The 22459-nt window shown below is 45.7% G+C and carries 22 protein-coding genes and 1 pseudogene; 12 read left to right on the top strand and 11 right to left on the bottom strand.

The features are described from left to right. The first annotated feature begins 34 nt into the window (after positions 1-34). Positions 35-544, top strand: a complete 510-nt coding sequence (locus M1D94_RS15420) for a DinB family protein (RefSeq protein ID WP_031315009.1) — start codon at positions 35-37, stop codon at positions 542-544. A 51-nt stretch (positions 545-595) separates the two neighbouring features. On the opposite strand, the gene iolX is transcribed toward M1D94_RS15420, so the two are convergent. The 3 genes from iolX to M1D94_RS15435 form a co-directional block, all read right to left on the bottom strand. Continuing rightward, positions 596-1624: a scyllo-inositol 2-dehydrogenase gene (gene iolX / locus M1D94_RS15425; RefSeq protein ID WP_282627430.1), complete on the bottom strand. Its 1029-nt coding sequence runs from the start codon at positions 1622-1624 to the stop codon at positions 596-598. Between the two features lie 208 nt (positions 1625-1832). After that, positions 1833-2846, bottom strand: coding sequence for a transcriptional regulator DegA (gene degA / locus M1D94_RS15430; RefSeq protein ID WP_032725369.1), 1014 nt, complete (start codon positions 2844-2846; stop codon positions 1833-1835). A gap of 17 nt (positions 2847-2863) precedes the next feature. After that, positions 2864-3727 (bottom strand): AraC family transcriptional regulator, encoded by an 864-nt coding sequence (locus tag M1D94_RS15435; RefSeq protein ID WP_032725368.1) that lies wholly within the window; start codon positions 3725-3727, stop codon positions 2864-2866. Positions 3728-3850: 123 nt separating this feature from the next. Between M1D94_RS15435 and M1D94_RS15440 the strand changes: the two genes are divergently transcribed. Beyond that, positions 3851-5218: an MATE family efflux transporter gene (locus M1D94_RS15440; RefSeq protein ID WP_014476390.1), complete on the top strand. Its 1368-nt coding sequence runs from the start codon at positions 3851-3853 to the stop codon at positions 5216-5218. Between the two features lie 30 nt (positions 5219-5248). Here the strand turns inward: M1D94_RS15440 and farP are convergent. Continuing rightward, positions 5249-6074, bottom strand: a pseudogene (farP, locus tag M1D94_RS15445) (farnesyl diphosphate phosphatase). 231 nt (positions 6075-6305) lie between these two features. Between farP and M1D94_RS15450 the strand changes: the two are divergent. Further along, positions 6306-6785, top strand: coding sequence for a DinB family protein (locus tag M1D94_RS15450; protein ID WP_021479592.1), 480 nt, complete (start codon positions 6306-6308; stop codon positions 6783-6785). A gap of 127 nt (positions 6786-6912) precedes the next feature. On the opposite strand, the gene asnB is transcribed toward M1D94_RS15450, so the two are convergent. Then, positions 6913-8757, bottom strand: a complete 1845-nt coding sequence (gene asnB, locus M1D94_RS15455) for an asparagine synthase (glutamine-hydrolyzing) (protein WP_038829185.1) — start codon at positions 8755-8757, stop codon at positions 6913-6915. Positions 8758-8902: 145 nt separating this feature from the next. Between asnB and M1D94_RS15460 the strand changes: the two genes are divergently transcribed. Continuing rightward, positions 8903-9484, top strand: a complete 582-nt coding sequence (locus M1D94_RS15460) for a DUF2777 domain-containing protein (RefSeq protein ID WP_085186423.1) — start codon at positions 8903-8905, stop codon at positions 9482-9484. Between the two features lie 30 nt (positions 9485-9514). Here the strand turns inward: M1D94_RS15460 and wprA are convergent, their stop codons facing one another. The 3 genes from wprA to M1D94_RS15475 all read right to left on the bottom strand — a co-directional run bounded on the left by wprA (position 9515) and on the right by M1D94_RS15475 (position 13744). Then, complete coding sequence (gene wprA / locus M1D94_RS15465) at positions 9515-12199, bottom strand: cell wall-associated protease WprA (protein ID WP_163117567.1); 2685 nt, start codon at positions 12197-12199, stop codon at positions 9515-9517. A 167-nt stretch (positions 12200-12366) separates the two neighbouring features. Continuing rightward, positions 12367-12723 (bottom strand): YisL family protein, encoded by a 357-nt coding sequence (locus M1D94_RS15470; protein ID WP_003244937.1) that lies wholly within the window; start codon positions 12721-12723, stop codon positions 12367-12369. Positions 12724-12838: 115 nt separating this feature from the next. Continuing rightward, positions 12839-13744 (bottom strand): fumarylacetoacetate hydrolase family protein, encoded by a 906-nt coding sequence (locus tag M1D94_RS15475; RefSeq protein ID WP_003245441.1) that lies wholly within the window; start codon positions 13742-13744, stop codon positions 12839-12841. Positions 13745-13898: 154 nt separating this feature from the next. Here M1D94_RS15475 and M1D94_RS15480 point away from each other — a divergent pair, with 154 nt between their 5' ends. From M1D94_RS15480 to M1D94_RS15515, 8 genes are all read left to right on the top strand, one after another. After that, the gene (locus tag M1D94_RS15480) at positions 13899-14822 is read left to right on the top strand and encodes a CotH kinase family protein (protein ID WP_029726290.1); all 924 of its coding nucleotides are present in this window, start codon (positions 13899-13901) and stop codon (positions 14820-14822) included. A gap of 145 nt (positions 14823-14967) precedes the next feature. Next, a complete protein-coding gene (yisI, locus tag M1D94_RS15485; RefSeq protein ID WP_003233086.1) occupies positions 14968-15138 on the top strand; it encodes an aspartyl-phosphate phosphatase YisI in 171 nt (56 codons plus the stop codon). Between the two features lie 421 nt (positions 15139-15559). Then, positions 15560-15781: a spore germination protein gene (locus M1D94_RS15490; RefSeq protein WP_003233088.1), complete on the top strand. Its 222-nt coding sequence runs from the start codon at positions 15560-15562 to the stop codon at positions 15779-15781. Between the two features lie 14 nt (positions 15782-15795). Next, positions 15796-16029 (top strand): spore germination protein GerPB, encoded by a 234-nt coding sequence (locus M1D94_RS15495; protein ID WP_015483061.1) that lies wholly within the window; start codon positions 15796-15798, stop codon positions 16027-16029. 23 nt (positions 16030-16052) lie between these two features. Next, a complete protein-coding gene (gerPC, locus tag M1D94_RS15500; protein WP_014476381.1) occupies positions 16053-16670 on the top strand; it encodes a spore germination protein GerPC in 618 nt (205 codons plus the stop codon). Further along, the gene (gerPD, locus tag M1D94_RS15505) at positions 16667-16843 is read left to right on the top strand and encodes a spore germination protein GerPD (RefSeq protein ID WP_021479597.1); all 177 of its coding nucleotides are present in this window, start codon (positions 16667-16669) and stop codon (positions 16841-16843) included. The genes gerPC and gerPD overlap by 4 nt, the downstream gene beginning before the upstream one ends. Further along, positions 16843-17244, top strand: a complete 402-nt coding sequence (locus tag M1D94_RS15510; protein ID WP_041851009.1) for a spore germination protein GerPE — start codon at positions 16843-16845, stop codon at positions 17242-17244. The genes gerPD and M1D94_RS15510 overlap by 1 nt, the downstream gene beginning before the upstream one ends. 31 nt (positions 17245-17275) lie before the next feature. Continuing rightward, on the top strand, positions 17276-17494 hold the full coding sequence (locus M1D94_RS15515) for a spore germination protein (protein ID WP_003233096.1): 219 nt from the start codon (positions 17276-17278) through the stop codon (positions 17492-17494). A gap of 36 nt (positions 17495-17530) precedes the next feature. On the opposite strand, the gene hlpB is transcribed toward M1D94_RS15515, so the two are convergent. Genes hlpB through sbcD form a run of 3 tightly spaced genes read right to left on the bottom strand, consistent with a single transcriptional unit; the run spans position 17531 to position 22411 of the window. Further along, positions 17531-17833 (bottom strand): HNH nuclease-like protein HlpB, encoded by a 303-nt coding sequence (gene hlpB / locus M1D94_RS15520; protein WP_015252406.1) that lies wholly within the window; start codon positions 17831-17833, stop codon positions 17531-17533. Positions 17834-17846: 13 nt separating this feature from the next. Beyond that, positions 17847-21239, bottom strand: coding sequence for an exonuclease subunit SbcC (gene sbcC / locus M1D94_RS15525; RefSeq protein ID WP_302896981.1), 3393 nt, complete (start codon positions 21237-21239; stop codon positions 17847-17849). After that, positions 21236-22411, bottom strand: coding sequence for an exonuclease subunit SbcD (sbcD, locus tag M1D94_RS15530; RefSeq protein WP_041851011.1), 1176 nt, complete (start codon positions 22409-22411; stop codon positions 21236-21238). The genes sbcC and sbcD overlap by 4 nt, the downstream gene beginning before the upstream one ends. Between the last annotated feature and the right edge of the window lie 48 nt (positions 22412-22459).

Here is a 22459-nt window from a genome sequence, read left to right on the forward strand (position 1 = left end):
AAAAAACGAATTTCTTAGAAAAGGAGGCATGCTGATGACTGATGCAAAACAGTTTTATGACTATCATTCTTGGGCAAACAAGAAAATATTTACCCATATCGAAAACCTGCCGGAGGAAACTGCCTGCCAAGAAGTAAAGAGCGTATTTCCTTCTGTCAGCGACGTGCTGCTTCATATGTGCAGGGCTGACTACATTTGGCTGAATGTTCTTTCGGGAGTGGCCTACCAAGAGATTATAGACAGCGCAGGCAAATTAGAGTCCGCGCAAGGTAATATGGCAGCGATTAAACAGCACGCTGCCGAGCTGGAGTCACAGTATCATGATTTCTTCAGCCGCCAGACGGACTTAGAACAGACCTTCACAATGCAGCATCCGAAACTAGGTACACTGGAATCAACCTATGCAGACACCATCCTGCATGTCGTCAATCACGGCACTTACCACAGAGGGAACGTAACCGCCATGCTGAGACAGCTGGGCCATTCAGGAGTACCTACTGATTATATGTACTATTTATATGAGAAAAGAGAAAGCAAGGGCTAAAATGTCCTTGCTTTTTTTTGGCGGAAAGCCTCAAATGCAACATGTTAGCTTTTACATACCTGTATAAGCGCGCTTCACATCTAGCTGTACCGGCCTGCCGCTTCGAAAGGAATTGGTTGCGGCGATACCCACTTCTAAATTGATCGTCGCATCAATATCTGTCACAATCGGTGTTTTTCGATCACGGACACACTCGGCAAAATGCTGAAGCTCCAAGCAGTAGGCTTCATGAAAACGAGTTTGAAAGTCTGGAATGATATCAAAACTGCTCCCTTTAGCCGATAGGATGGTCACATGTTGATTTCTCAATGTCCCTATGAAAATACTGCCCTCTGTCCCGATCACCTCCGCCCGGATGTCATGTCCGTATGGAGAGGTTCTGCTTGCCTCGACGTCCCCCGCTGCGCCGGAGTCAAATTCAATATACGTCAGCGCCTGATCCACATCACCATACTGCTCCATAAACGGATTGTTCAGAATCCTGCCGTGTCCTGAAACAGAAGTGATTTCCGCCCCTAGCAAATAACGGGCAATATCATAGTCATGGATGGAACAGTCAATAAAAATTCCACCGCTGTGTTTGATAAATTCTGCGGGAGGCGCGCCTTGGTCGCGCGTAAAGCCTTTATAATAGATAGGTTTGCCGATTTCACCCGCGTCAATCCGCCGCTTGGCATCTGCGTATGCGGGATCGAATCGTCTCATAAAGCCGACTTGGCAAATGACACCTGTCTCCTTCACTTTTTCAGACACTGCTCTAGATTCCTCAAGGCTTAATGTCAGCGGTTTTTCAACGAAGATCTGTTTGCCGTTCTCAGCTGCTTTGATGATCATATCACCATGTGTGCTTGTCGGCGTTACGATAATGACAGCGTCAATGCCGGGATCTTCTAACACTTCATACGGGTCCTCTGACCATTTTTCAATACCGAGTTCTCTGGCAACCTGCTCCGCTCTCCCTTTTAACGGATCACCTACACTAACCAGCTTTGCCCCCGGCACACTGGTGACGAGATTTTTCGCATGATAATAACCGAGCCTTCCTAATCCCAATACTGCACATCTTACTTGATGTTCCACGTCCCATCCTCTCCTTTATCTCATTTCAGACTCGCTTAGAGAAAGCGCTTTCTCTTAACAGCTAAAAAAACAGCGGTTCTATCCGCTCTGCCATTTTGCGCAAGCGCTTTCTCAAAAGATGGTTTCATTTTACACTGCCATTGGTTTACACGCAATATGTTTTTTTTGCTTCAACTGTCATAATGAAAAAACCCGCTCATTAGCGGGCTCATGTGTTGAGCGGTGATGTAGAATGTCTGACTACAAGCTCAGGCGGGAGCACTATTTTTTGTTTCGCCTTTCGTTTTCCCTCTATTGCTTCTGCCAGCAGTTCGATGACGCTCCGCCCCATCTCTTTTATCGGCTGGGCTACGGTTGTCAGGGGCGGAGCCGCCATTTCTGCGAGTATCGTATTATCAAAACCAATGATAGAAAGATCATCCGGCACTTTTATGCCTCTTATTCTCGCAGCTTGTATGGCAGCACAAGCCAATACGTCGTTGAAGGCAAAAATAGCAGTCGGAGCGTTCCTGTCGAGCAATTTTCCCGCTTCTTCCTTGCCGCTTTCCAAGGAAAACCGCGTCTGGATGATAAGTGATTCATCAATGGGCACGCCCGCTTCCTTCATCGCCTGACGGAAGCCTTTGATTCTATTTTTTTCGCCTGTCGTTGACCCGTCTCCGATAATGCAGGCGATGTTCGTGTGGCCGAGTGACAGAAGATGCTTGGCAGCCTCATATCCGCCACGAACGTCATCTATCACAACAATATCCATCGGAAGAAGCGGCTTATCCTGAGAAATCATGGCAATCGGAATTTGTTCACTGGCGATTTCCTCCAAAGCAGACATACTGTCATGACTTTCAATCCCTGTTGCAAAAATAATGCCATCCACCTTTTTCTGTTTCAGCACAGAAAAATACTTTGTTTCTTTTTTCGGATCGTAATCGGTGCTGCAAATCAACATTTGAAAACCGAGCTCATCCGCTCTTTCCTCAATGCTTTTGGCCAGTTCGCCGTAAAACGGATTTGAAATATCAGGCGCCACGAGAGCAATCATATTCGTTCGTTTTCCCGTTAACGCCGCAGCGTGGACATTGGGCGTGTATGCCATTTCATTCATGACATTCATGACCTTCTGCCGTGTTTTATCGCTGATTCTCCCCGTATTGTTTATCACACGGGACACAGTTGTGATCGAGACACCCGCCGCCTTTGCCACATCGTAAATTGTTGTTTTCATGTTCATCCCTCGTCTGGTTATTGAACTTTCCGGCTGACAATTTTCCGGTATTCAATTGGTGAAATGCCTTCTATCTGCTTAAAGAGTTTTGAAAAGTATGTCGGATCTTCCATTCCGACCGTTTCCGCAATAACGCCCATTTTATCATTTGTAGAGGATAAAAGACGCTTCGCTTCCGTCATTCTCACCCGGTTCGTGTATTGTGCCGGAGTTACGCCGAGCACCTGCTGCATACAGCGGCTCACATAATCCTGATGATAGTGAAGGGCGAGCGACAGATCCTTGATTGTCGTCTTTTCCTTATAGTGCTCCTGTAAGTACCGGGCCGCCTCCCAGGCTACCCGCTCTTTCGCAGACGGTATTTGGAACGCTTCTTTTTGAAGATGCAGCATCAGCTCCTCAAATAAGATTTGCTTTCTGAGCGGCAAATCGGAGTTTTCCGCGGAGTAATCAATCAGTCTTTCAAACTGCTGGGCCATAAACTGCGGGCGCTGCACCTTGCCTTTTCTCGGCAAAGCCAATCCGTAGCGGGCCGGCTCTTCGAAGCTCCCTTTTTCCTGCTGAAGCTCAGACCAGTTGCTGCCTCCCTTTGCCGTAAATTCATATCGATGTTCATCGAAGTGAAGCCAATAGTAGGAGGTTGCTTCATCACTGCCCTTCGTCCCGTAGTGTTCAAGACCGGGAGAAAGCAAGATGTACTCGCCGCCTTCAACAGAAAACGATGTTTCATTTTCCGTTATATATAACGTTCCCTGTTTGACATATATCAGATCAAACACGGAGAATACACGTCTCACATGGGTTTCTCCTTTTTTAAAAACCCCTTCCCCAGCTGCGATAAATACCGGAAAAGGCGGGACTGTAAACAGGATGCGAGGCATTTGAATCATCCTCCTTTTTAAGTCGGATTTTTACAGGAAGTATCGTTTCTATCCCTTTTTATTATAAGGAAATGGAGGTACACTTTAAAACGTTGATTTTATTTACGAAAGGGGTTAGACACTATGAAACAAGCTGTCTTCAAATCAACTGCTTTGAAAAAACCCGCTGACAAAACGTTCTCATTATTTTCGCTTACTTGGCCGATCTTTATTGAGGTCTCATTATATATGTTTATGGGTAATGCCGATACACTGATGCTCAGCCAATACTCGGATAACAGCGTGGCAGCAGTCGGCGTCAGCAACCAGATTTTAAATTTAATTATCGTGATGTTCAGCTTTATCGCAACAGGAACGACCGTTATCATTTCACAATTTCTAGGCTCACGGCAAAAGAAAGAAGCCATGGAAGTCGCTTATGTGTCAATCGGCGCCAACTTCTTCATCAGCCTGGCCATCAGCGCCGTCGTCTTTTTCGCGGCTGTCCCTCTGCTTCATATGATGGGATTATCAAACGCACTGATGCCTGATGCGAAAGTCTTTTTACAAGTTGTCGGAGGTCTGTCCTTTATTCAGGCTTTAATCATGACATTCAGCGCGATCTTAAAAAGCTACGGCTACACAAAAGATACAATGTTTGTCACTATCGGCATGAACATTTTAAACATTGCCGGAAACTTTGTTGTGATTTTCGGTTTGTTCGGCTTTCCTGTCCTCGGCGTTGCCGGTGTGGCCATGTCCACATCTATCGCCCGCGTCATCGGATTAATCGCGATGATTGTGATTGTCAACAAACGCATCCAGCTGAAGATGTCGCTGAAAAAAGTCTTTCATATGCATAAAGAGCATTTGCGCAAGCTGCTGAAAATCGGCATTCCTTCTGCGGGAGAGCAGCTTTCATACAACCTTTCGCAAATGATTGTCACGTATTTTATCGCCATCATGGGCGCGCAGGCGTTGACAACAAAAGTGTATACGCAAAATATTACGATGTTTATTTTGCTGTTCGGCACTGCGATCAGCCAGGGTACACAAATCTTAATCGGCCGTTATATCGGCGGCAAACAATTTGATGCCGCTTATGAGCGCTGCATGAAGAGCTTATATTGGGCACTCGGAATTGCTGCGGCTACCTCTGTTTTGATGACGATCTTTTCAAAAGACCTGATCGGACTCTTCACACAAAGCCCTGACATTATAGCAACTGCAAGCCTATTGATTGCCATGACCATTATTCTTGAACCAGGCCGCTCGTTTAATGTCATTATCATTAACTCTCTGCGGGCTGCGGGGGATGCGAAATTCCCGGTTTACATGGCAATGATTTCAATGTGGGGCATCGGCCTCCCGCTTGCTTATCTTTTCGGCATCCATCTCGGTTTCGGTCTTGCCGGCATTTGGATTTCTTTTATCGCGGATGAATGGGTCCGGGGAATCTTAATGTACAGAAGATGGCGCTCACGTATTTGGATTCAAAAAGGTATGGCATAACACCCGGCTCAATCAAGGCCGGGTGTTTTTTTAGATATCAGAGAGAATCTGCTTCACTTCGGTCTCTGTGAGAGCGAAGTGATGTTGAAATACATCGTGCTGCTTCGCCCGGATTTTTTCTAAAACAGCCCGGTACAAATGAAGAGCGGCTTTCACCGTTTTTTGAGAATACTGCGGAAATAGCGGCAAGGCATCCTGACACTCTTCAAGGTAGGCTTCTGCTTCAAAAGCGATATACTCCCACGTCATTGTGAACGCTTTATTTACGGTGCCTTTTTGGAGGTCAGCCTCTGTATAGCCGAATTGCTGCATTACCTGACGGGGAATGCGGATTTTTTGCTGATCTGTGCCAAGATCACTTAAGAAGCGAACCAGCTGTATGGCCAAGCCGAGAGAGACGGCTGCTTGTTTGAGCTGATCTTGTTTTCGGCGTGTCAGTATCGGCAGCAGCATCAATCCGGCAGAACCGCCCGTCCGATATGCGTACATGAGCAGTTCATCAAGGTCATCATACGGCTTGGCGTCTTCTTTTTGTGCGGCAATAAACTCCCGAAAAGGTTCGCTTTCCAATGTAAAGGTCCGATACGCATGATCAAAAGCCTTCCATAGATGTTGATTACCGTTATTTGTCCTTTGGTAAACATGATCAGCTTTAGCTTCAAATGCGAGCAATACCTTTTCGTCTGCACTGGCCACCGTGTGGCAAAACGACAATACTGCCCAAGAGGCTTGTCTTTGCTTTAGCGGGAGATATGATAATGCTTTAAAACAGGCTGGCGCGTATTCGCCAACAATCTGTCCGCATTGCTGGTAAGCTTCTTTTATCTCTTTCATTTTTCTCACTCCTATGTATCACTGCTTCTTCAAGTCTAGTATGTTTTTTCCTAATTGTATATGAAGAAAATGCCGATTCTTACTTTGTAAAAGTAACAAGACGTACAGCATCATCGACGAGATATACATTATTATTTTTAATGCCATACAACAGGTAGAATGTAAACATTTCTCAATCACCACTTCAATAATAGAGGAATCACGGAAAAAAGGGCTAATTGTTATGATACATGATAGTATTGGAGTGAGTTCAGTGATAAAATTTTTTGAATATAACTGGCAGGTTAGAGATCAATGGTTTACTTGGTGTCATCAACTAACCACTGAAGAATTACTTAAAAACCGTCTTGGCGGAGTAGAGAATATTTTATATACCCTTTTTCATATTATTGATGTGGAATATAGTTGGATTCGTGCTATCCAAGGAAAAGAAGATATCGCTGTTCAGTTCGCTGATTATCAAACACTCAATAAAGTGAAATCTCTCTCAAATACATTCCGAACTGAAATAATTGATGTTTTACAAACACATTCAGATCAAATAAAAGATGAACTTGTAAGCGTTCCTTGGGAGACAGGTGTTTTATATACGCGAGATGAAATATTACACCATATCATCGCTCACGAAATTCACCATATTGGTCAACTTTCTGTATGGGCTAGGGAATTAAAGTTAAGCCCGGTATCAGCTAGTTTTATCGGCAGAACATTAAAACCTATTCATTCTTATTGAAGGAATGCGGGGGCAATTCGATAGTGCTGTTGTACAAAAAAGGATAGATAGAGCATATATTTCCCTGCTCATCTATCCTTCTTATTTAAATCTATACATCTGGCTTTTAATCACATTTGCATTGAACCTACCTATCGTCAATATCAATGCGATACGCTTCAAACCATGTATGAATTTGAGCAAGATGGGCGATTAGCTGAGGCCCTTTCATGAGCTGCCCGAACCACGGCACCTTGAAGGAGGAGCCTTCCGTTTCTAAAAGCTGATCTAATTGTTTTCTGTCCAGCAAGGTATGGAGCACGGAGTCCTTTTGGCTTCTGATCGTTTTCAGCCATTCGCTGACGCCTTTTGTATATTCCGGATGATGTGTTTTCGGATACGGGCTTTTTTTGCGATACAGAATGTCATCAGGCAAAATACCTTCAAGCGCTTTGCGTAAAATGCCTTTTTCCCGATTATCATGCATTTTCATTTCCCACGGAATATTCCAAACATATTCCACAAGCCGGTGATCGGCGAACGGCACCCGCACTTCCAGGCTCGCCCCCATGCTCATGCGATCCTTCCGATCCAAAAGGTTCGTCATAAACCAAAGCATATTTAAATAGAACAGCTGTCTTCTTGCTTTATCCACACCCGTTTCACCATCTAATAATGGCGTTTCTGCCAAGGTTTCTTCATATTTGGCATTTACGTATTCTTTCAGATTCAATTTTTTCTGCCATGAGTCAGAAAGCAGCTTGATCCGCTCCTCCGTTGATCTCATCCATGGAAAGCCAGACTCAACATCTGCCGTATGGAACCACGGGTACCCGCCGAAAATCTCATCCGCGCACTCTCCCGATAGGCTGACGACAAAGTCCTTTTTGATTTCCCGGCAAAACCACAGCAGGGATGAGTCGACATCCGCCATTCCCGGCAAGTCTTTGACCAGTACAGCTTCCTCCAAATGATCAACGAGATCTTTTTGGCTGATGACGCATTTGTGGTGCGTTGTGCCGAAAGCCTCTGTCATTTTTTCAATCCATGGTCCGTCATCATTCGGCTGAAAAGCGCTTGCTTGAAAAAATTTATCGTTCTCTTCGTAATCAATCGAATAAGTATGAAGCGGTGCTTTTCCTTCCTTTTCAAAATGGCCCGCCGCAATCGCTGTAATTGCGCTTGAGTCCAGACCGCCTGATAGGAATGTGCAAACAGGCACATCCGACACAAGCTGCCGCGTCACCGCGTCCTGAAATAACGATCTGACATTGGCAACCGTGTCATCAAAACTGTCCGTATGTTTTTCGCTTTCAACATTCCAATAACGCCAAATATTAAGTCCGTCTTTGGAAAATGTCAGCGCGTGAGCCGGGCGGATTTCTTTTATGCCTTTAAATATGCCAGTGCCCGGGGTTCTGGACGGTCCAAGACCGAAAATTTCAGAAAGTCCCGTTCTGTCCACTCGCGCTTTTATATCAGGGTGCGCGAGGATTGCTTTGATTTCCGACCCGAAGAGAAATGAAGAGCCTTCCTTCGTGTAAAAAAACGGCTTTACGCCGAGACGGTCTCTCGCGGCAAACAGCAGATTACGCTTTTCATCCCACACAGCGAAAGCGAATATGCCATTGAGATGGTCGACACAGTCTTCCTGCCATTCGATGTAGCTGTGCAGAAGCACCTCGGTATCTGACGTACGTTCGAATTGATGGCCCCGCGCCCGCAATTCTTTGCGCAAATCTTCCGTGTTATAAAGCTCGCCATTGTAAATAATGGTGTACGTATCCCCTTTATAGGTACACGCCATCGGCTGGCGTCCGCCTTCAATATCAACAACCGCAAGTCTTTTATGTCCGAATAAAACATGGTGCTCCCCCCAAACGTTTGAATCATCAGGCCCTCGTTTGGAAAGAGTGTCTGTCATTCTGTCCATCGTTTGTTTTTCCTGGACGAGCTGCTTTTTAAAATCGACCCAACCCGTAATTCCACACATGTGATATCAGCTCCAATCCCGTTTCTGTCGTAACAATTTCGTTTCTTTCAGCACCTTAGTAAGTTTATGCATCTATAGGCAGATAGTTGATTTGTCCATAAAAGAGTTGTATGGGACAGGCTTGAATTGGAAAGAAAAGAGAGGAATGAAGAAAAAGGAGACAGCATGGATGAAACGGAAACAATTGATATATACAGAGGAACGAAAATGGGAATACGGCACCATCCTCATCGAAGACGGCATCTGTTTAATCGAAAACGGAGAAGGTGATATACTTTTGGCGGACACTCTCCAACACAGCCCAATCTGGGTCCATCATAAAGGAAAGTGGGAGCAAGCCGGCTTCCAGGATCAATTGGTTCTGGCATGCGGTGAAGAAAACATCTCCCTTTCTGGGGGAGAACGCATCCGCTATGAGAAATCAGTCAAGCGGCCGCTTATGGCGCTTTTGGATTCGCTTGACGACGAAACCTTTCTCGCATTTCTGCAGCACTTGCACAGCTTCGGCTTATCCGTATTCGATTGCGTCTTTTCTTATAATAAAGGAGTCCTTTCGAATACTTCGGCGGGGCAGGGTGTGTCCTTTTATCACTTTTCAAATGACACCGCACAATGCGCGATGCAGCATCACTACAGCAGCGAAGGGACAGGAGACCGTTTTGAATGGACGGCTTCAAACGGAAAGCGGTCCATTATGTATTCAGCAGTCCAACGGGGGCGCAAATAAAAAAGCGGTGCATCGAGCACCGCTTTTTGGTTACTTTTCAACAACAACTTTTGCTTCCTTGCTTTCTTTTTTATCTGTATCCGCAGCCGTGACGTACAGCACCGTTCCGGCTTTTTGTTTTTTGATTTTCACCGAAAACGTTCCTTTTGCGTCAGCTTTGGCAGAAGCAATGACTTTCTTTGTTTTGTTTTTCACTCTGATCATCGCTTTGCTGTTTGCCTTCCCTTTTACTGCCGTATCCTTCGTTTTCACCGCGTTTACTTTCGGTGTGCCGGAAGGTTTTCCTTTGACGACGACAACTTTATACGATGTTTTCGCATCGCCTTTTGTTGCTTTCACATACAGTACTTGATCCTGTTTTTGAGTCGCGATATTAACCTTGAACGCATTGTCTTTTCCGGCTTTGGCGCTGCCGAGTTTCTTTTTGCCGTTCATCACCTCGATAAGTGTGCCTTCCTTCGCGTTTCCTCTGACAGCTGTTTGAGTGCTTTCCAGCTTGTTGACCTTAAGCTGTAAATCAGCTGCGCTGACAGCCTTCATGACGTTCAGCCGCCCGTAGCCTGAATGCCAGTCTACACCAGGTGTCTTCGGAATTTCAATCGGATCGCCATAATCGTCATACAACTCTTCTTCTCCGCCATCGACACTTTCAAAGGAAATATCATCTGCCGTCTTTTTCAACATATCCTCAACTTCTGTTCTTTTCAGCTTAGGATTTTGAGCAAACAGCAATCCTGCAGCAGCGGCAGCATACGGCGTCGCCATAGACGTTCCGCTCATGTACGTGACATTTCCGTTCGGCACTAAGCTCGGGATATCAGACCCTGGAGCAGAGATGTCCAGACCTTTTCCATAGTTAGAGAAATCAGCGGTCATATCCATGCGGTTCGTTGCGCCGACTGACATCACATATTTAGAAGATGCAGGATAAGATAAGGCATTTTCTCCATCATTCCCGCTGGCTGCGGCAATCAAGACATTTTTGTCAGCTGCGTACTTCAAAGCAAATTCAAGCACGCGGCTGTAGCCTCCGCCTAAACTTAAATTAATCACCTTTGCTCCTTTGTCAGCAGCATATTTGATGCCGAGAGCAATTTGTTCAGTATCTCCGGAACCTGCGGAATCAAGCACTTTTACAGGGATGATTTTTGCTTTGGCATTCAATCCAGTCATTGAATAGCCGTTATCGCTTTGGGCCGCAATAATGCCTGCGACATGCGTCCCATGCCCCTGATCATCCATTGCATTGTTATTTCGTCCGACAAAATTGTGTCCGAGATCTGTTCTAACTTTTCCTTTTAAATCGGCAAGCGTGCTGTCTACGCCTGTGTCTACTACTGCAATGAGTGTATCGTTAAGCTTGCGTTTGGACAGCAATGTGTTGGCAGGCTCATATTTCACATCCGCATTTTTGACACCGCCGTTTTCACCGTTGTTTTTAAGCGGCCATTGATAAGGGTACTGAATATCGTTTGCCAGGCTTTTGTATTCCTGTACAGGTTCCGCAAACTCTACATTGGACATCTTGGATAGTGTCGCAGCAGCGCTTTTGACCCTTTTGGCGCTTGCCGTATATGCGCCGTTCTGTTTCTCGTCTTTCGGAAGTTCAAATGAATACAGATTGTCAAACAGTTTCTTTGCCTTTTTCACATTGGATATGTCTTTTTTCGATTGCGCGCTTGCAGAAAAGCCCTTCATTTCATTATGTACGGATGAGAGGCTTTTATTGTCCTTCACCTTGAAAATAACCTTTGTTGTCTGAACTTCACTTTTTGCTGCAATATTGTTTTCTGTTAAAATGGCTCCGGCTGTTTTGCCTTGCAGCTGCTTCATATTTAGTCGGTCCGCTTGTTTCTTTATCTCCTCTTTAAGGAATGACGGGACTGATTGTAAAGCTTTATCATATAGCCGGTTGATTGCTTTTTGATCCTTTTCAGTGACCTTATACGAAGATGATGCTCCGTTTTCTGACACATCGTCAAATAACGGCTTTAATGTCACAAGATCCTGATAGATTTCATTTCTTGCTGTTTTATTGAGTGCGAGTTTTGCAACGATAAACGGTGCTGCTTTGTAATAAAGACTTGTCAGTTCTTTGCCTTCTGCTGTTTGGCTCAGCTGCTCATCACGAATCGCTCTCAACTTATCCAGGATGCCTTTTCCTGATTTCTTCTGATCGACACTCATTTCAACCGGACAAGCTTCTTCCTCTTCTAAATCTGACGGCTGTTTTTTGGTGCCTTTATACCCAATCGTATACTTGGCTTCTGCAGCTGCTTCTGCCGTTCCGCCGTCCTCTGGTTCTTCTTCTCCGAGGTATTCAACTTTTACATAGTAAGGGCCGCTCCACGCGTATGGAAAGATGACTTCGCTTTTTCCATCCTCCGCTGTGAAAGAACGGTACATCTCAAACGTCTCATCTTTAAGCGCTTTTTCCTTACTTGGATATACAGATACATTCAGTACTGAATCACTCTTTACGGTCAGTGCCATATGTGAGTTTTTCTGAATATCCGTTGCTCCCGGGGTCACTTTGTACCATTTCACCTGTTCCGGCTCCTTCATGGCGCCTGTCTGCTCTTTGCCGTTTTCCAGAGCAGCCGCCTGATCGATCGCGCCGGCCGCTGCAGCTTTGGTTCCCGGAGAAAAAAGGCTGAAAATCAGTGCAAAAATAAGCACTGCCGCCACAACCGAGCTGAATTTTCTGCGTTTCATGTTATCCCTCCTGCAAAATAATGAATCTCCTTGAAGGTATCATAATTTCATAGGACGAGATACCGCTTACAGGGAATTTTAAGGTTATTTTAAATGATTTGGAATATGAGGGGATAAATATAAAAAAACCCAACTCTATCAAAGAGCCGGGTTCATAGGTTTTTCTATTAAAACAATTGAAAACCAATTGGCAAATGCAGACCGAGCAGCACTGTCAGCAAAAGGACAATGACGAAGCCGACCCACAGGCCTCCTGTTGATTTTTCTTTTTTCTTGCGGATGAGGAGCATTTCCATCAGGCCGATGGTGATAATGCCCAGAATCATTTTGCCGGCGTATTCTCCGTTCCAGTTGGCGAAACGGACAAACAGCTCAGCTCCTGTCAAAATAATAAGGATATAGAATAACCGCAGAATCATATGAGTGATTTTTGCGCCCTTCGCACTTCCTGACGAATACAGCGAGTAGCTGACGAAAAGCAGAATCAGCGCTACCACCCATGTTGTAATATGTAGGTGTGTCATACATGTTCCCCCTATCAGATAAATTACCCCACTTATAGTACCATGAACTTGTCCTCTGCCACAAAGATGATTATCAGAAAAAACGGGCGGGTCCGGGTCCGCCCTCGAGTTTTATTCAGCCAATTTGGTTTGACAGCGTTCCGATCGGGTCAATTGTAATATCAATTTTGTCACCTGACCGCAAGAATTTTGGAGGCGTAAACCCCTTGCCGACACCAGACGGCGTACCGGTGGCAATAATGTCGCCCGCTTCAAGCGTCATCCCCTTTGAGAGGGTTTCAATTAATTCCGGAATGGAAAAGATCATATCGCTTGCCGAACCGGATTGGCGCAGCTCGCCGTTGACTCTTGTTTCAACCTTGAGGCGCTCTGGCTCCTGAATAGATGATTTATGTACAAGCACGGGCCCCATCGGACATGTCGTATCTAAGCTTTTTCCGATAAAAAACTGCTTATGCCTTTTTTGCAGATCACGCGCCGTGATATCATTCACAATCGTATATCCGAAAACATGGTCATATGCATCTTCTTTTGAAATGCGAGTCCCGCTTTTTCCGATCACGACAGCAAGTTCTCCCTCATAATCAAGCTGAGAGGTAACCTCTTCATGGCTCTTTACGATATCACCATGCCCCGTAACCGTTACCGGCGATTTTGTAAATACCATCGGATGCTCCGGAATATCAGCCTCGCTCCCCATTTCAATCGCGTGATCCCGGTAGTTTTTGCCGATGCAGATGATATTTTTTGATGGCTTCGGAATGGGTGCATGGAGCTTCACCTCAGATAATGAATACATAAATGATCCCAGCTCATCATTCGGTTTCTTTGCCCACTCGGCCAGCTGCCTTGCATGCGCAACGAATTTATCCCCTTCTGCGATACATTCAATCAGCGATCCCGGAATCGTCTCAAGTTCAAACAGTTTTTTTTCAGCCTTCTGCAAATCCATAATTTTCTCATCGTCAATGATCAGGCCGACAAACATTCGGTTGTAAAGTTCCCCTGTCGCAAATTTCATGTTATTCCTCCATCATCTTTTAAATCAGAATGCTCCTTCATGTATTCTCTGTCGAATGCTGAAATCCCTTTTTCTCAATTCCGTTTTCATTTCGTTTCAGGACGGGCTTGCTCTACATATCATACAAATGTCGTTTTGAGAAGGAGGAAAGAATATGGAGCGCGTGCATTTATTTTTTCATCGGGAGCAGCTGAAAAGGAAAGGTACAGCCAAGGGGCTTTTCGTAACAGATCGATCTGTTTCTCCCATTCTTCTCACACAGCGTGACAGAGCGGAAAAGGCATCCTATGAAATCAGCTGGGAAAAGTCTCTGCTTGGTGAAAGGACACTTTTTTTGAATGCAGAACAGGATGATCCGTCCCTGATGCGGCGCAGACTCGCCTATTGTTTTTTTGACCAGATCGGCGTACCTGCTCCCGTTGCCTCGTACAGCTTTCTGACCATCAATGGCCAGCCTGAAGGCATTTATTTGAACATCAAGAACCATCAGCCAGCCGGTAAAAGGAGTTACGGAGTGAAGACGGCCGATCCAAGGGTTCCATTGTCCCTTTTTAACAATGATTTCTCGGCATTCTTACATGAATTTTTCATACTGATCCGCACAGCCGGAGATGACGAATTGGCTGAAAGGATTAAATTGTATCTGGATGTCAAGCTGTTTTTTTTGTGGCTGATCGGCAACGCCTGCACCAATCAAGGCTTTTACTACACATTTTGTTTAAACGAATCCGGTCGGCTTTACGTTTCCCCGATGGAGACAAGATCGCTTGCCGTACAAGAATGGTATGAAGAAGACCCGCTTCTGACAAAAGGAAAGACGCTTTCGTCAAGGCTTCTATCCATTCCCGCCTTCAGGTCGCAATATCACACCTTAATGAAAAACGTGCTGAAGCGGTCGTTTACTATTGAACGATTATCTCCTCTCATCAACGAATGGCACCTTGACATTTGTCAAAGTGCTGCTGATGATCCTTTTATCAAAAAAAGCCCCTTTCAGATCGAAAAGGAGCAGACCAACATACTTAGAGAAATTGAGGAACGGCAGGACTTTTTGCAAGCACACTTAGCAAGACTTTAGTCCTTTCTCCATTAAAAAAGGCCGCAGCAAAAATTGTCGCTTTTTTAGTCAAATTGACGAAAGGCAACCTTTTGAGCCAAAATAGGTTATACTAACGATATCCTGTATTTATATCAAAATAAAATCTAGAATTGGAGATAGCGTAATGAACAGTAAAATTGAAGAAATGAGGATCACACTAATTGAAACCGCACAAAAATACGGCATGAATTCAAAAGAAACGATTCAATGCAGCCAAGAGCTGGATATCCTGCTGAATACCCGGATTAAAGAAGAAATGATTTTTGGGAGATATCTTGAAAACTCCCGTATGTAAATCATTTTCTATAACAATTAGAATACACCATATGTAACTCCGATTTTTGCTCAGCACTTCTGAGATATACCTCAGGGCGAGAATGTGCCCGCCCAAAAATCGAATACCGCAGCACGACATACTCCAAAAAGCATTCTACACGCAAAAACACCAAAGAAATAAACAAAAATCACCATAGGCGGATAGCGGCATCCTTCGCCGCATTTCCGCTCAATTTATACCCAACATCCTCTTTTACCATGTTTAAACATAACGGCCCAAAAAATAAAACGCTTTCATCAAAAGCCGATATATCCCCTTTAAATTTCTCTCACACATATGTGCGTTTGTCATAAGCTATCGTGAATAGCCCAATTGAAATCAGAATTGTCATTTCACTTTACCTGTCTTTTTTCAATTTTTCAACAAAGGATGTGCTCGTATGCCGGCCATTGTCGGAGCGTTTAAAATTAATGCGATTGGTACGAGCGGAGTCGTTCACATCGGGGACTGCATTACGATTTCTCCTCAGGCTCAGGTCAGAACGTTTGCCGGTGCTGGCAGCTTTAATACCGGCGACAGCCTCAAGGTGATGAATTATCAAAACGCGACGAATGTGTATGACAATGATGCGGTTGATCAGCCGATCGTGGCCAATGCGTAAAAGGAGTGAGGCTCATGAACTTCTATATTAATCAAACCATTCAAATCAACTATCTCCGGCTGGAATCAATCAGCAACTCCTCCATTCTGCAAATCGGGAGCGCCGGATCAATCAAGTCTCTGTCAAATTTGTATAATACAGGGAGTTATGTAGAGGCCGCACCTGAGGTAGCCTCCGCGGGGCAGCCAGTTGAATTACAGGGGCCTTCTACAGGTTCATTGGTCCCGCTCCAGCCTCCTGGCCGTTAATCATATGAAAGAGGTGAAAGAACATGTATGATCAATCTGTTTCCTCTTACCTGCAAAACTTGAATTCCTTCGTTCAGCAGCAGGCGATTCACATTCAGCAGCTCGAACGTCAGCTGAAAGAGATTCAAACTGAAATGAATACGATGAAACAGCGGCCGGCCACTACCATTGAGCGTGTGGAGTATAAATTTGATCAGCTGAAAATTGAAAGGCTCGACGGGACTTTGAATATCGGCTTAAATCCGACTGACCCGAACAGCGTCCAAAACTTTGAAGTCAGCCAGTCGACACCGCAAATCGGGATGATGCAGCAGGAAGAGAGCGCTCAGCTCATGCAGCAGATCCGCCAGAATGTCGACATGTACTTAACCGAAGAAATCCCAGATATTTTGGAACAGCTTGAAAACCAATATGACAGCAGACTTGACGATACAAACAGACATCATGTTATTGAAGACATCAGAAAACAAATGGACAGCCGGATTCACTATTATATGTCCCATATCAAAAAAGAAGAAAATACACCGCCTGCACAATATGCAGAACATATCGCTGAGCATGTGAAGCGTGATGTCATCCGCGCTGTAGAACACTTTCTGGAGCATATTCCATCAGAAATGAAAGGAGATGAGCAAGCATGATCTTTACAGTCATCAACCGCAGCTTGGAAGTCGGGGACATCCGGATGAACGGTGTGTCCAGTTCCTCCGTTTTCCACATCGGAGACACTGAATCCATCTACCTGTCTTCTATTTTTGATACACCGCCTGAATCTCTTATTATCGGGCCGTTTGCTCCGATTACGCCAGAATAATGCTTAAACGCATATCACGCATCAGACTAGTTAAGTGTAATTCCCTCGGGATCGCAAGTGTGTTTCAAGTTGGCGACACAAATGAAATCGATATGAGTGTAAAAGTATTTGCTGTTCAGCGTTCTCTGTCCACGTTTTACAATAATGAAGGCTCATTTAACAAAAAGGAGTACCAAATCTTTCAGCAGCAGGCAGTGAAGCCGATTCGCGAAACAGGTGTACAAAGCGCATTTTGCCACGAGGTGCCGGCTATTTATGTTCGCAGCATCAAAATTCAAGGGGTGTCCGCCTCTTCTGTTTTACATGCTGGTTCAGCTTCGCTTATCCGCGGTGATGCGAGAATCAAACATATCAGACAGATTCAGTCTCCGCGCTCACAATCGCCCGCCAAGAACATATAATAAACAGAGACTTCGATAAAGGGTGTCGTTTATGCCAGCAATTGTCGGGCCTATAGCTATCAATTCCATATCGGGCGGAGTCGTAAACTTTGGTGATTCCTTTTACCTTTCTCCGAAAAGCTCTTCAAAATCTGCGCTCGGTTCGGGAGCAGGAAACACGGGAGATTTCCTTCTATTAAATAATGCAGTCAACGCGACAAATTATATAGACCCCGATGTCAACGATCAGGATATGGTTGGAAACGGATAAAAGCAGCCGCTCTGCAAAGAGAGGGCTGCTTTTTAGTCATTTTTTCTTTTTTCGTTCATTTGATTTCTTAGTTTTGATCAGCTTCTCAGGCGGCTGTTTTCTGATCCATTTGACAAACCGGGCAAGCTCTGGATCGCTTCTGAGTTCAGCCATTCCGTTTAAACGTACAGCGAGCTCTTGATTGGTATATAAGGCATGAATCTGTTTATGACAAGGAATACAGAGCATCGCTGTCGGCAAAAACGTTCCGCCTTCCTCTTTCGGTGTGAGATGATGCTCTGTCAGCTGGACATTGCTCCGGCCGCACAGCTCACATATTCCGGCAGTCTGCTTTGCCATATCCGCTCCTCCCTTACATCAACTCAAGTGATACCCGCGTACCGCGGCCGCTCGGTTCAGCCGGATGGACAATCAGCTTTTTCGGAAGCCGTGCACGCAGTTCCTGCACATGGCTGATGACACCGACAGCCAGATTGTCTGACTGAAGTTTTTCCAAGGCCGTTACAACCGTATCAAGCAGATCTTGATCCAGTGTGCCGAAGCCTTCGTCTAAGAAAAAGAACTGAAGCGGGTATTCCCCGCGAAGCTGGATCTGCGCAGACAGCGCAAGAGCAAGTGAAAGCGAGGTGAGGAAGGTCTCTCCTCCAGACAAACTGGAAACCGGGCGTCTTACGCCTCCATTCGCGTCATCCCGCATCACGAAGCCGCCTTCTGAATCTACTTCGATGGCATAGCGCTGTCTTGTCAGCATACTGAGTCTTGCTGAGGCGTCCCTCGCAACGCTTTCAAGCTGCTCCTCAGCTAAAAATTCGACGAAGGTATTGCCTTTAAACACAGCTTGCAGCTTGTCCAGCCTGTCGATATGCGTCTGCCATTTTTTCAGTTCAGCTTCAATTTCATTAAACCGTTTATGATGGTCGCGAATGACAGCCAGTGCTTTTGCGGCCGCGCCTTTTTCCTCTATAGCAGCGCCAAATGCGTCCTCAGCTTCTTGTAATGCTGCAACGGTTTCGTTCCATTCGCTCTCTGATAATGCTCTGCCGGCAAGTATCTCTGCTACTCGTTTTAAGTTTGCAGCATTTTGCTTCAGTTTATCCATAAACTGGTCTATGCCGGTTTTCATCTTTTCAAGTTCATCGGCTGGGATGAGACTTTGTTCAACCTCCTCAGTCCGGGTAATGGAGGTGTTTTTTGTATGCTCAAGCCAAGCAGCTTTTGCTTTTTCCAATCTGCCCTTCGCCTCTTGAAGAGTGAGCTCGCTTGCCGAAGCGCGGCTTTTCGCCTGGTTGAGCTTCATTTGGGCGCTTTGCAGTTCTTCATATAAAGATTGTTCTTTTTCCTTTAACAGCTTTAGATCCTGCTGGACAGAGCGGAGTTTGATTTGAATCGAATCTCCTTTTGCATAATCTCCGAGTTCGTGCTCATAATCAGCTATCACGCTCTTGATTCGTTCAACCGCATAATGAAGCTCCAGCTTTTCCCGTTCAAGCCGGTGTCCCAATTCCCGCAGTTTTTCCTTTTGTGCTTCATGCTCAGCAAGAAACGCGATACTCTTCTCAATTCGTTTTTCACATTCTTCTGCAGCCCGGTCCTTTTCTTCAATGGCTTGCTGCCATTTTTCTGCTTCGTCCACAGTTTGATTCTGAAATGCTTCTTTAAACATGTTCAGACTGCTGTCCATTGAGGATTGAAGCTCGTTGATGATGCTTTCAATACGGTCAGCTTCTCTTTTTTCAAAACCGATTTTTTCATTAAGCTGCTCGGCCTTTTTTAAAGATTCCTGATAGGCACCGATTATTTGTGCCATTCGTGTCTTAACAGAAAGAATGTCCTGCTTGATTCGTTTCCATTCAAATTTGGCAGTTTCAAATGCTTCATACACCGGCTGATTTTCGAAGGAAGCTGCCGCTTCAAGGTTCTGCGCTTGAATTGTCTGCAAAAACGGACACTGTTCAATAAAGCGCGCGGACTGTTCTTCAAGCGTAATTTTGGCTGAAAGAATCTCCTGGCTGAGAGCTGCAGCTTCCGTCAATAATACATCTGTCTGCTTAATGTCCTCTTCAAGATGGCTGTCGGCTTCATATGTTTCATGTACTGAGGCAGATGGATCATGATCGGTTGAACCGCATACCGGGCAAGGCTTACCGGCAGTCAGCTTTTGGGCTAACTCTTTTGTCAGCAGTGCCACCCTTGCTTTTTCACGCTGTAAGTGAAGCGTGTGTTGGCTCTTTCTAGTCTCTTCCGTCATACGTGTTAATGAGCGTTCCGTTTCGCACACCAAATGGTACACAGTTTGAACTGCCTCATATGCCTGAATGATGTTGTTTTCTTCCGCTTCCGTCTTTTGAACGAGTGTATTCTTCTCTTCATTCATCTTCTGCAGCACGAGGTTCAATTCTTCACTTCGTTTTTTCTCTTTTTTGATTTGCTCCTCGGTTTGTCTGATGCGCAATGCCATTTCTGCGGCCTGATGGCAGCTTTTTCGCTCATTGGATGTCACCTGCAGGGATTTGAGCTGCTGTTTCAATTCTGTCTGTCTGTTTTGCCCTCGTGTCAGGCGGTCTGTTACCGTCTCCAATTCATTCATGACAGATTGAAGAGCCTCTTCTTTCTGCTGGAGTTCAGTCTTTTTGCGCTCTTCCTCTTGCTTGGCCTCACTCAGTTTGATTTCGATTTCCTGCAAGCGTGAAAGCTGTTCCTGCTCTGTTAAAAGCTCAGGCTCTTTCTCGCTTTTATGCTGGCGCCACGCTTCATACTCGTCATGTTTTTGCTGAAAGAAAGCTGTCCGGTCTGCTAAATCCTTTTGGGCTAGCGTTTGTTCCTTTTCAGCTTGTTCCTCATGCTGGATCGCTTCTGCGTACCGGTCCGCATAGGGCTTAAGAGCTGCTGCTGTTTCTGCTTCCAGCAGGCGTTTTTGCATGCTGTCTATATGCGGCTGTTCTTCTGCGAGACGTTTTTCCTCTTCTTCATAAGCGGATTTTTCCTTTTGGACATTCCATATCTCCTGATGCTCTGTAAACCGCTCCTTCGCCTGATCACGGTTCTTCCTCATCGCTTCCAGCCGGGCTTCAGCTTGTTCGAGAGCCTTTTCAGCCTGCTCCACTGCCTCTGAGCTCGCCTCACCGAGACCGGACTGTTCAGCAAGCATTTCATTTTTTCTCGCATTGGCTTCCTGCGCCTGCCGTCTCAGCTTTTTCACAAGCCTGTCTCCATATTGCTCCAAATTAAATAAACGCTGAAGCATATGCCTGCGCTCTGCCCCTTTTAAAGACAGAAATTCAGCAAATTTCCCTTGGGGCAGCACCACCGCTCTCGTAAAATCGTCGATCGTCAGCCCTAAGAGCTCCTCAACTCTTTTATTCACTTCGCTGGCTTTATCAGCCAGCACCGTATGCTCATCCTTGATTTCGATGAAGCGGCAAAGTGCCGTTTTTACTTTCATTTCATCCGTTCTCTTAAACACACGCTCGACTTTGTATGAGATTTGGTGATTCGTCTGAAGCGCAAAGGTAAAGGAAACAGACAGCGTATCTTCCGCCTGGTTTAAGATACCGTGCGTATTATTCGCCGCCCGTTCCACCTTTCCGTATAAAGCAAGCGTCATTGCGTCGAGAATAGAGGATTTACCGCTTCCTGTCGGGCCGAAAATGCCGAAAACACCAGCACCGGAAAGGCCTTCAAAATCTATCGTCTGCTCCTCTCTAAAGCTGTGGAGCCCCTTAATGCTTAAGGCGATCGGCTTCATTTCGCATCCTCCTCTTCAACGCCTGATGCAAGCTCTAAAAACAGCTTCACCATTTCTTCATCCGGCACCGCACCGCCAGTTTGTTTTTCATAAAATTTCTTAAAGCGGTCCTCGATTGAGACATGTTTAACCTCGATCCGTTCCCGGTCTTTGTTCTGTTCTTCAAAAACCGGCCTGATATGGATAAAGCCCGGGTGCGCCTTCCGCAGCCTGTGAATCTCTTCAAGTGACAACTGGTCCGCGATACGGATTTCCAGGTCAATCCAAGCATTCTGATCTCTGCCTTCATCCAGCCAGCTGTACACCTCACTTAATCCATTTGCCGCTTTCCACTTCACAAGTGGCTTGCCGCTTGATAATAACACCTCTTGCCAAGTGGCCTCTTCCCCAGGCTTTGCGTCCACAATCGTCACTGATTTAGCGTAGCCCGCTTCAGAAAAGCTGTAGGCGAGCGGAGATCCTGAATAACGCGCAAGCGTACGCGCCCGCTTGATCGTTTGCGGTCGATGCAAATGGCCGAGCGCAACGTAAGCGGCATCTGCCGGCAGGCTTTCAGCAGCCACCGTGTATGCACCGCCGACTTCAATCGGCCGCTCTGAATCGGTTTGGTTTCCGCCTGCCACATAAATATGGCTGGCGGCAATCTTCACTGCATCGTTCCGGAACCGGCTTGTCATATGCTCAAACGCCTGCCTGATTTTCACATCATAGTGATCACGGAGCAGCTTTTCATCAAACGTATCGGATAGCACTTCATTTAACCGCGCTTCAGATGGGTACGCCAGTGCTCCAACCGCCAAAAGCTCTCCTGCTGAAGGCACTTCAATATGAATCGGCTCTGTTGTCGGATAACCGATTAAATGAATGCCGTTTTCATGTGTCAGCGGTGAAGCGGCGGACAAACGGTCAGGATTATCGTGGTTTCCGGCAATGACTACGATCGGGCGCTTTCCTCTGTCGCTAAGCGCAGACAGGCTTTCATAAAACAGCTGCTCGGCTAAAGCTGGCGGGTTTACGGTGTCAAATGCATCCCCCGCCATTACAATGGCATCGATCTGCTCATCCTTTACAATCGTATTCATTTCATCCAGCACATCGGCCTGTTCACTCAGCCTGCTTCTTCCTTCAAGCGTTTTTCCAAGATGCCAGTCAGCCGTATGTAAAATCCGCAAATACTTTCACCTCTCTTTTATATAGAAAACGAGACCCGCTCCGCCTGA

It is taken from the genome of Bacillus sp. JZ109, from assembly GCF_053903135.1.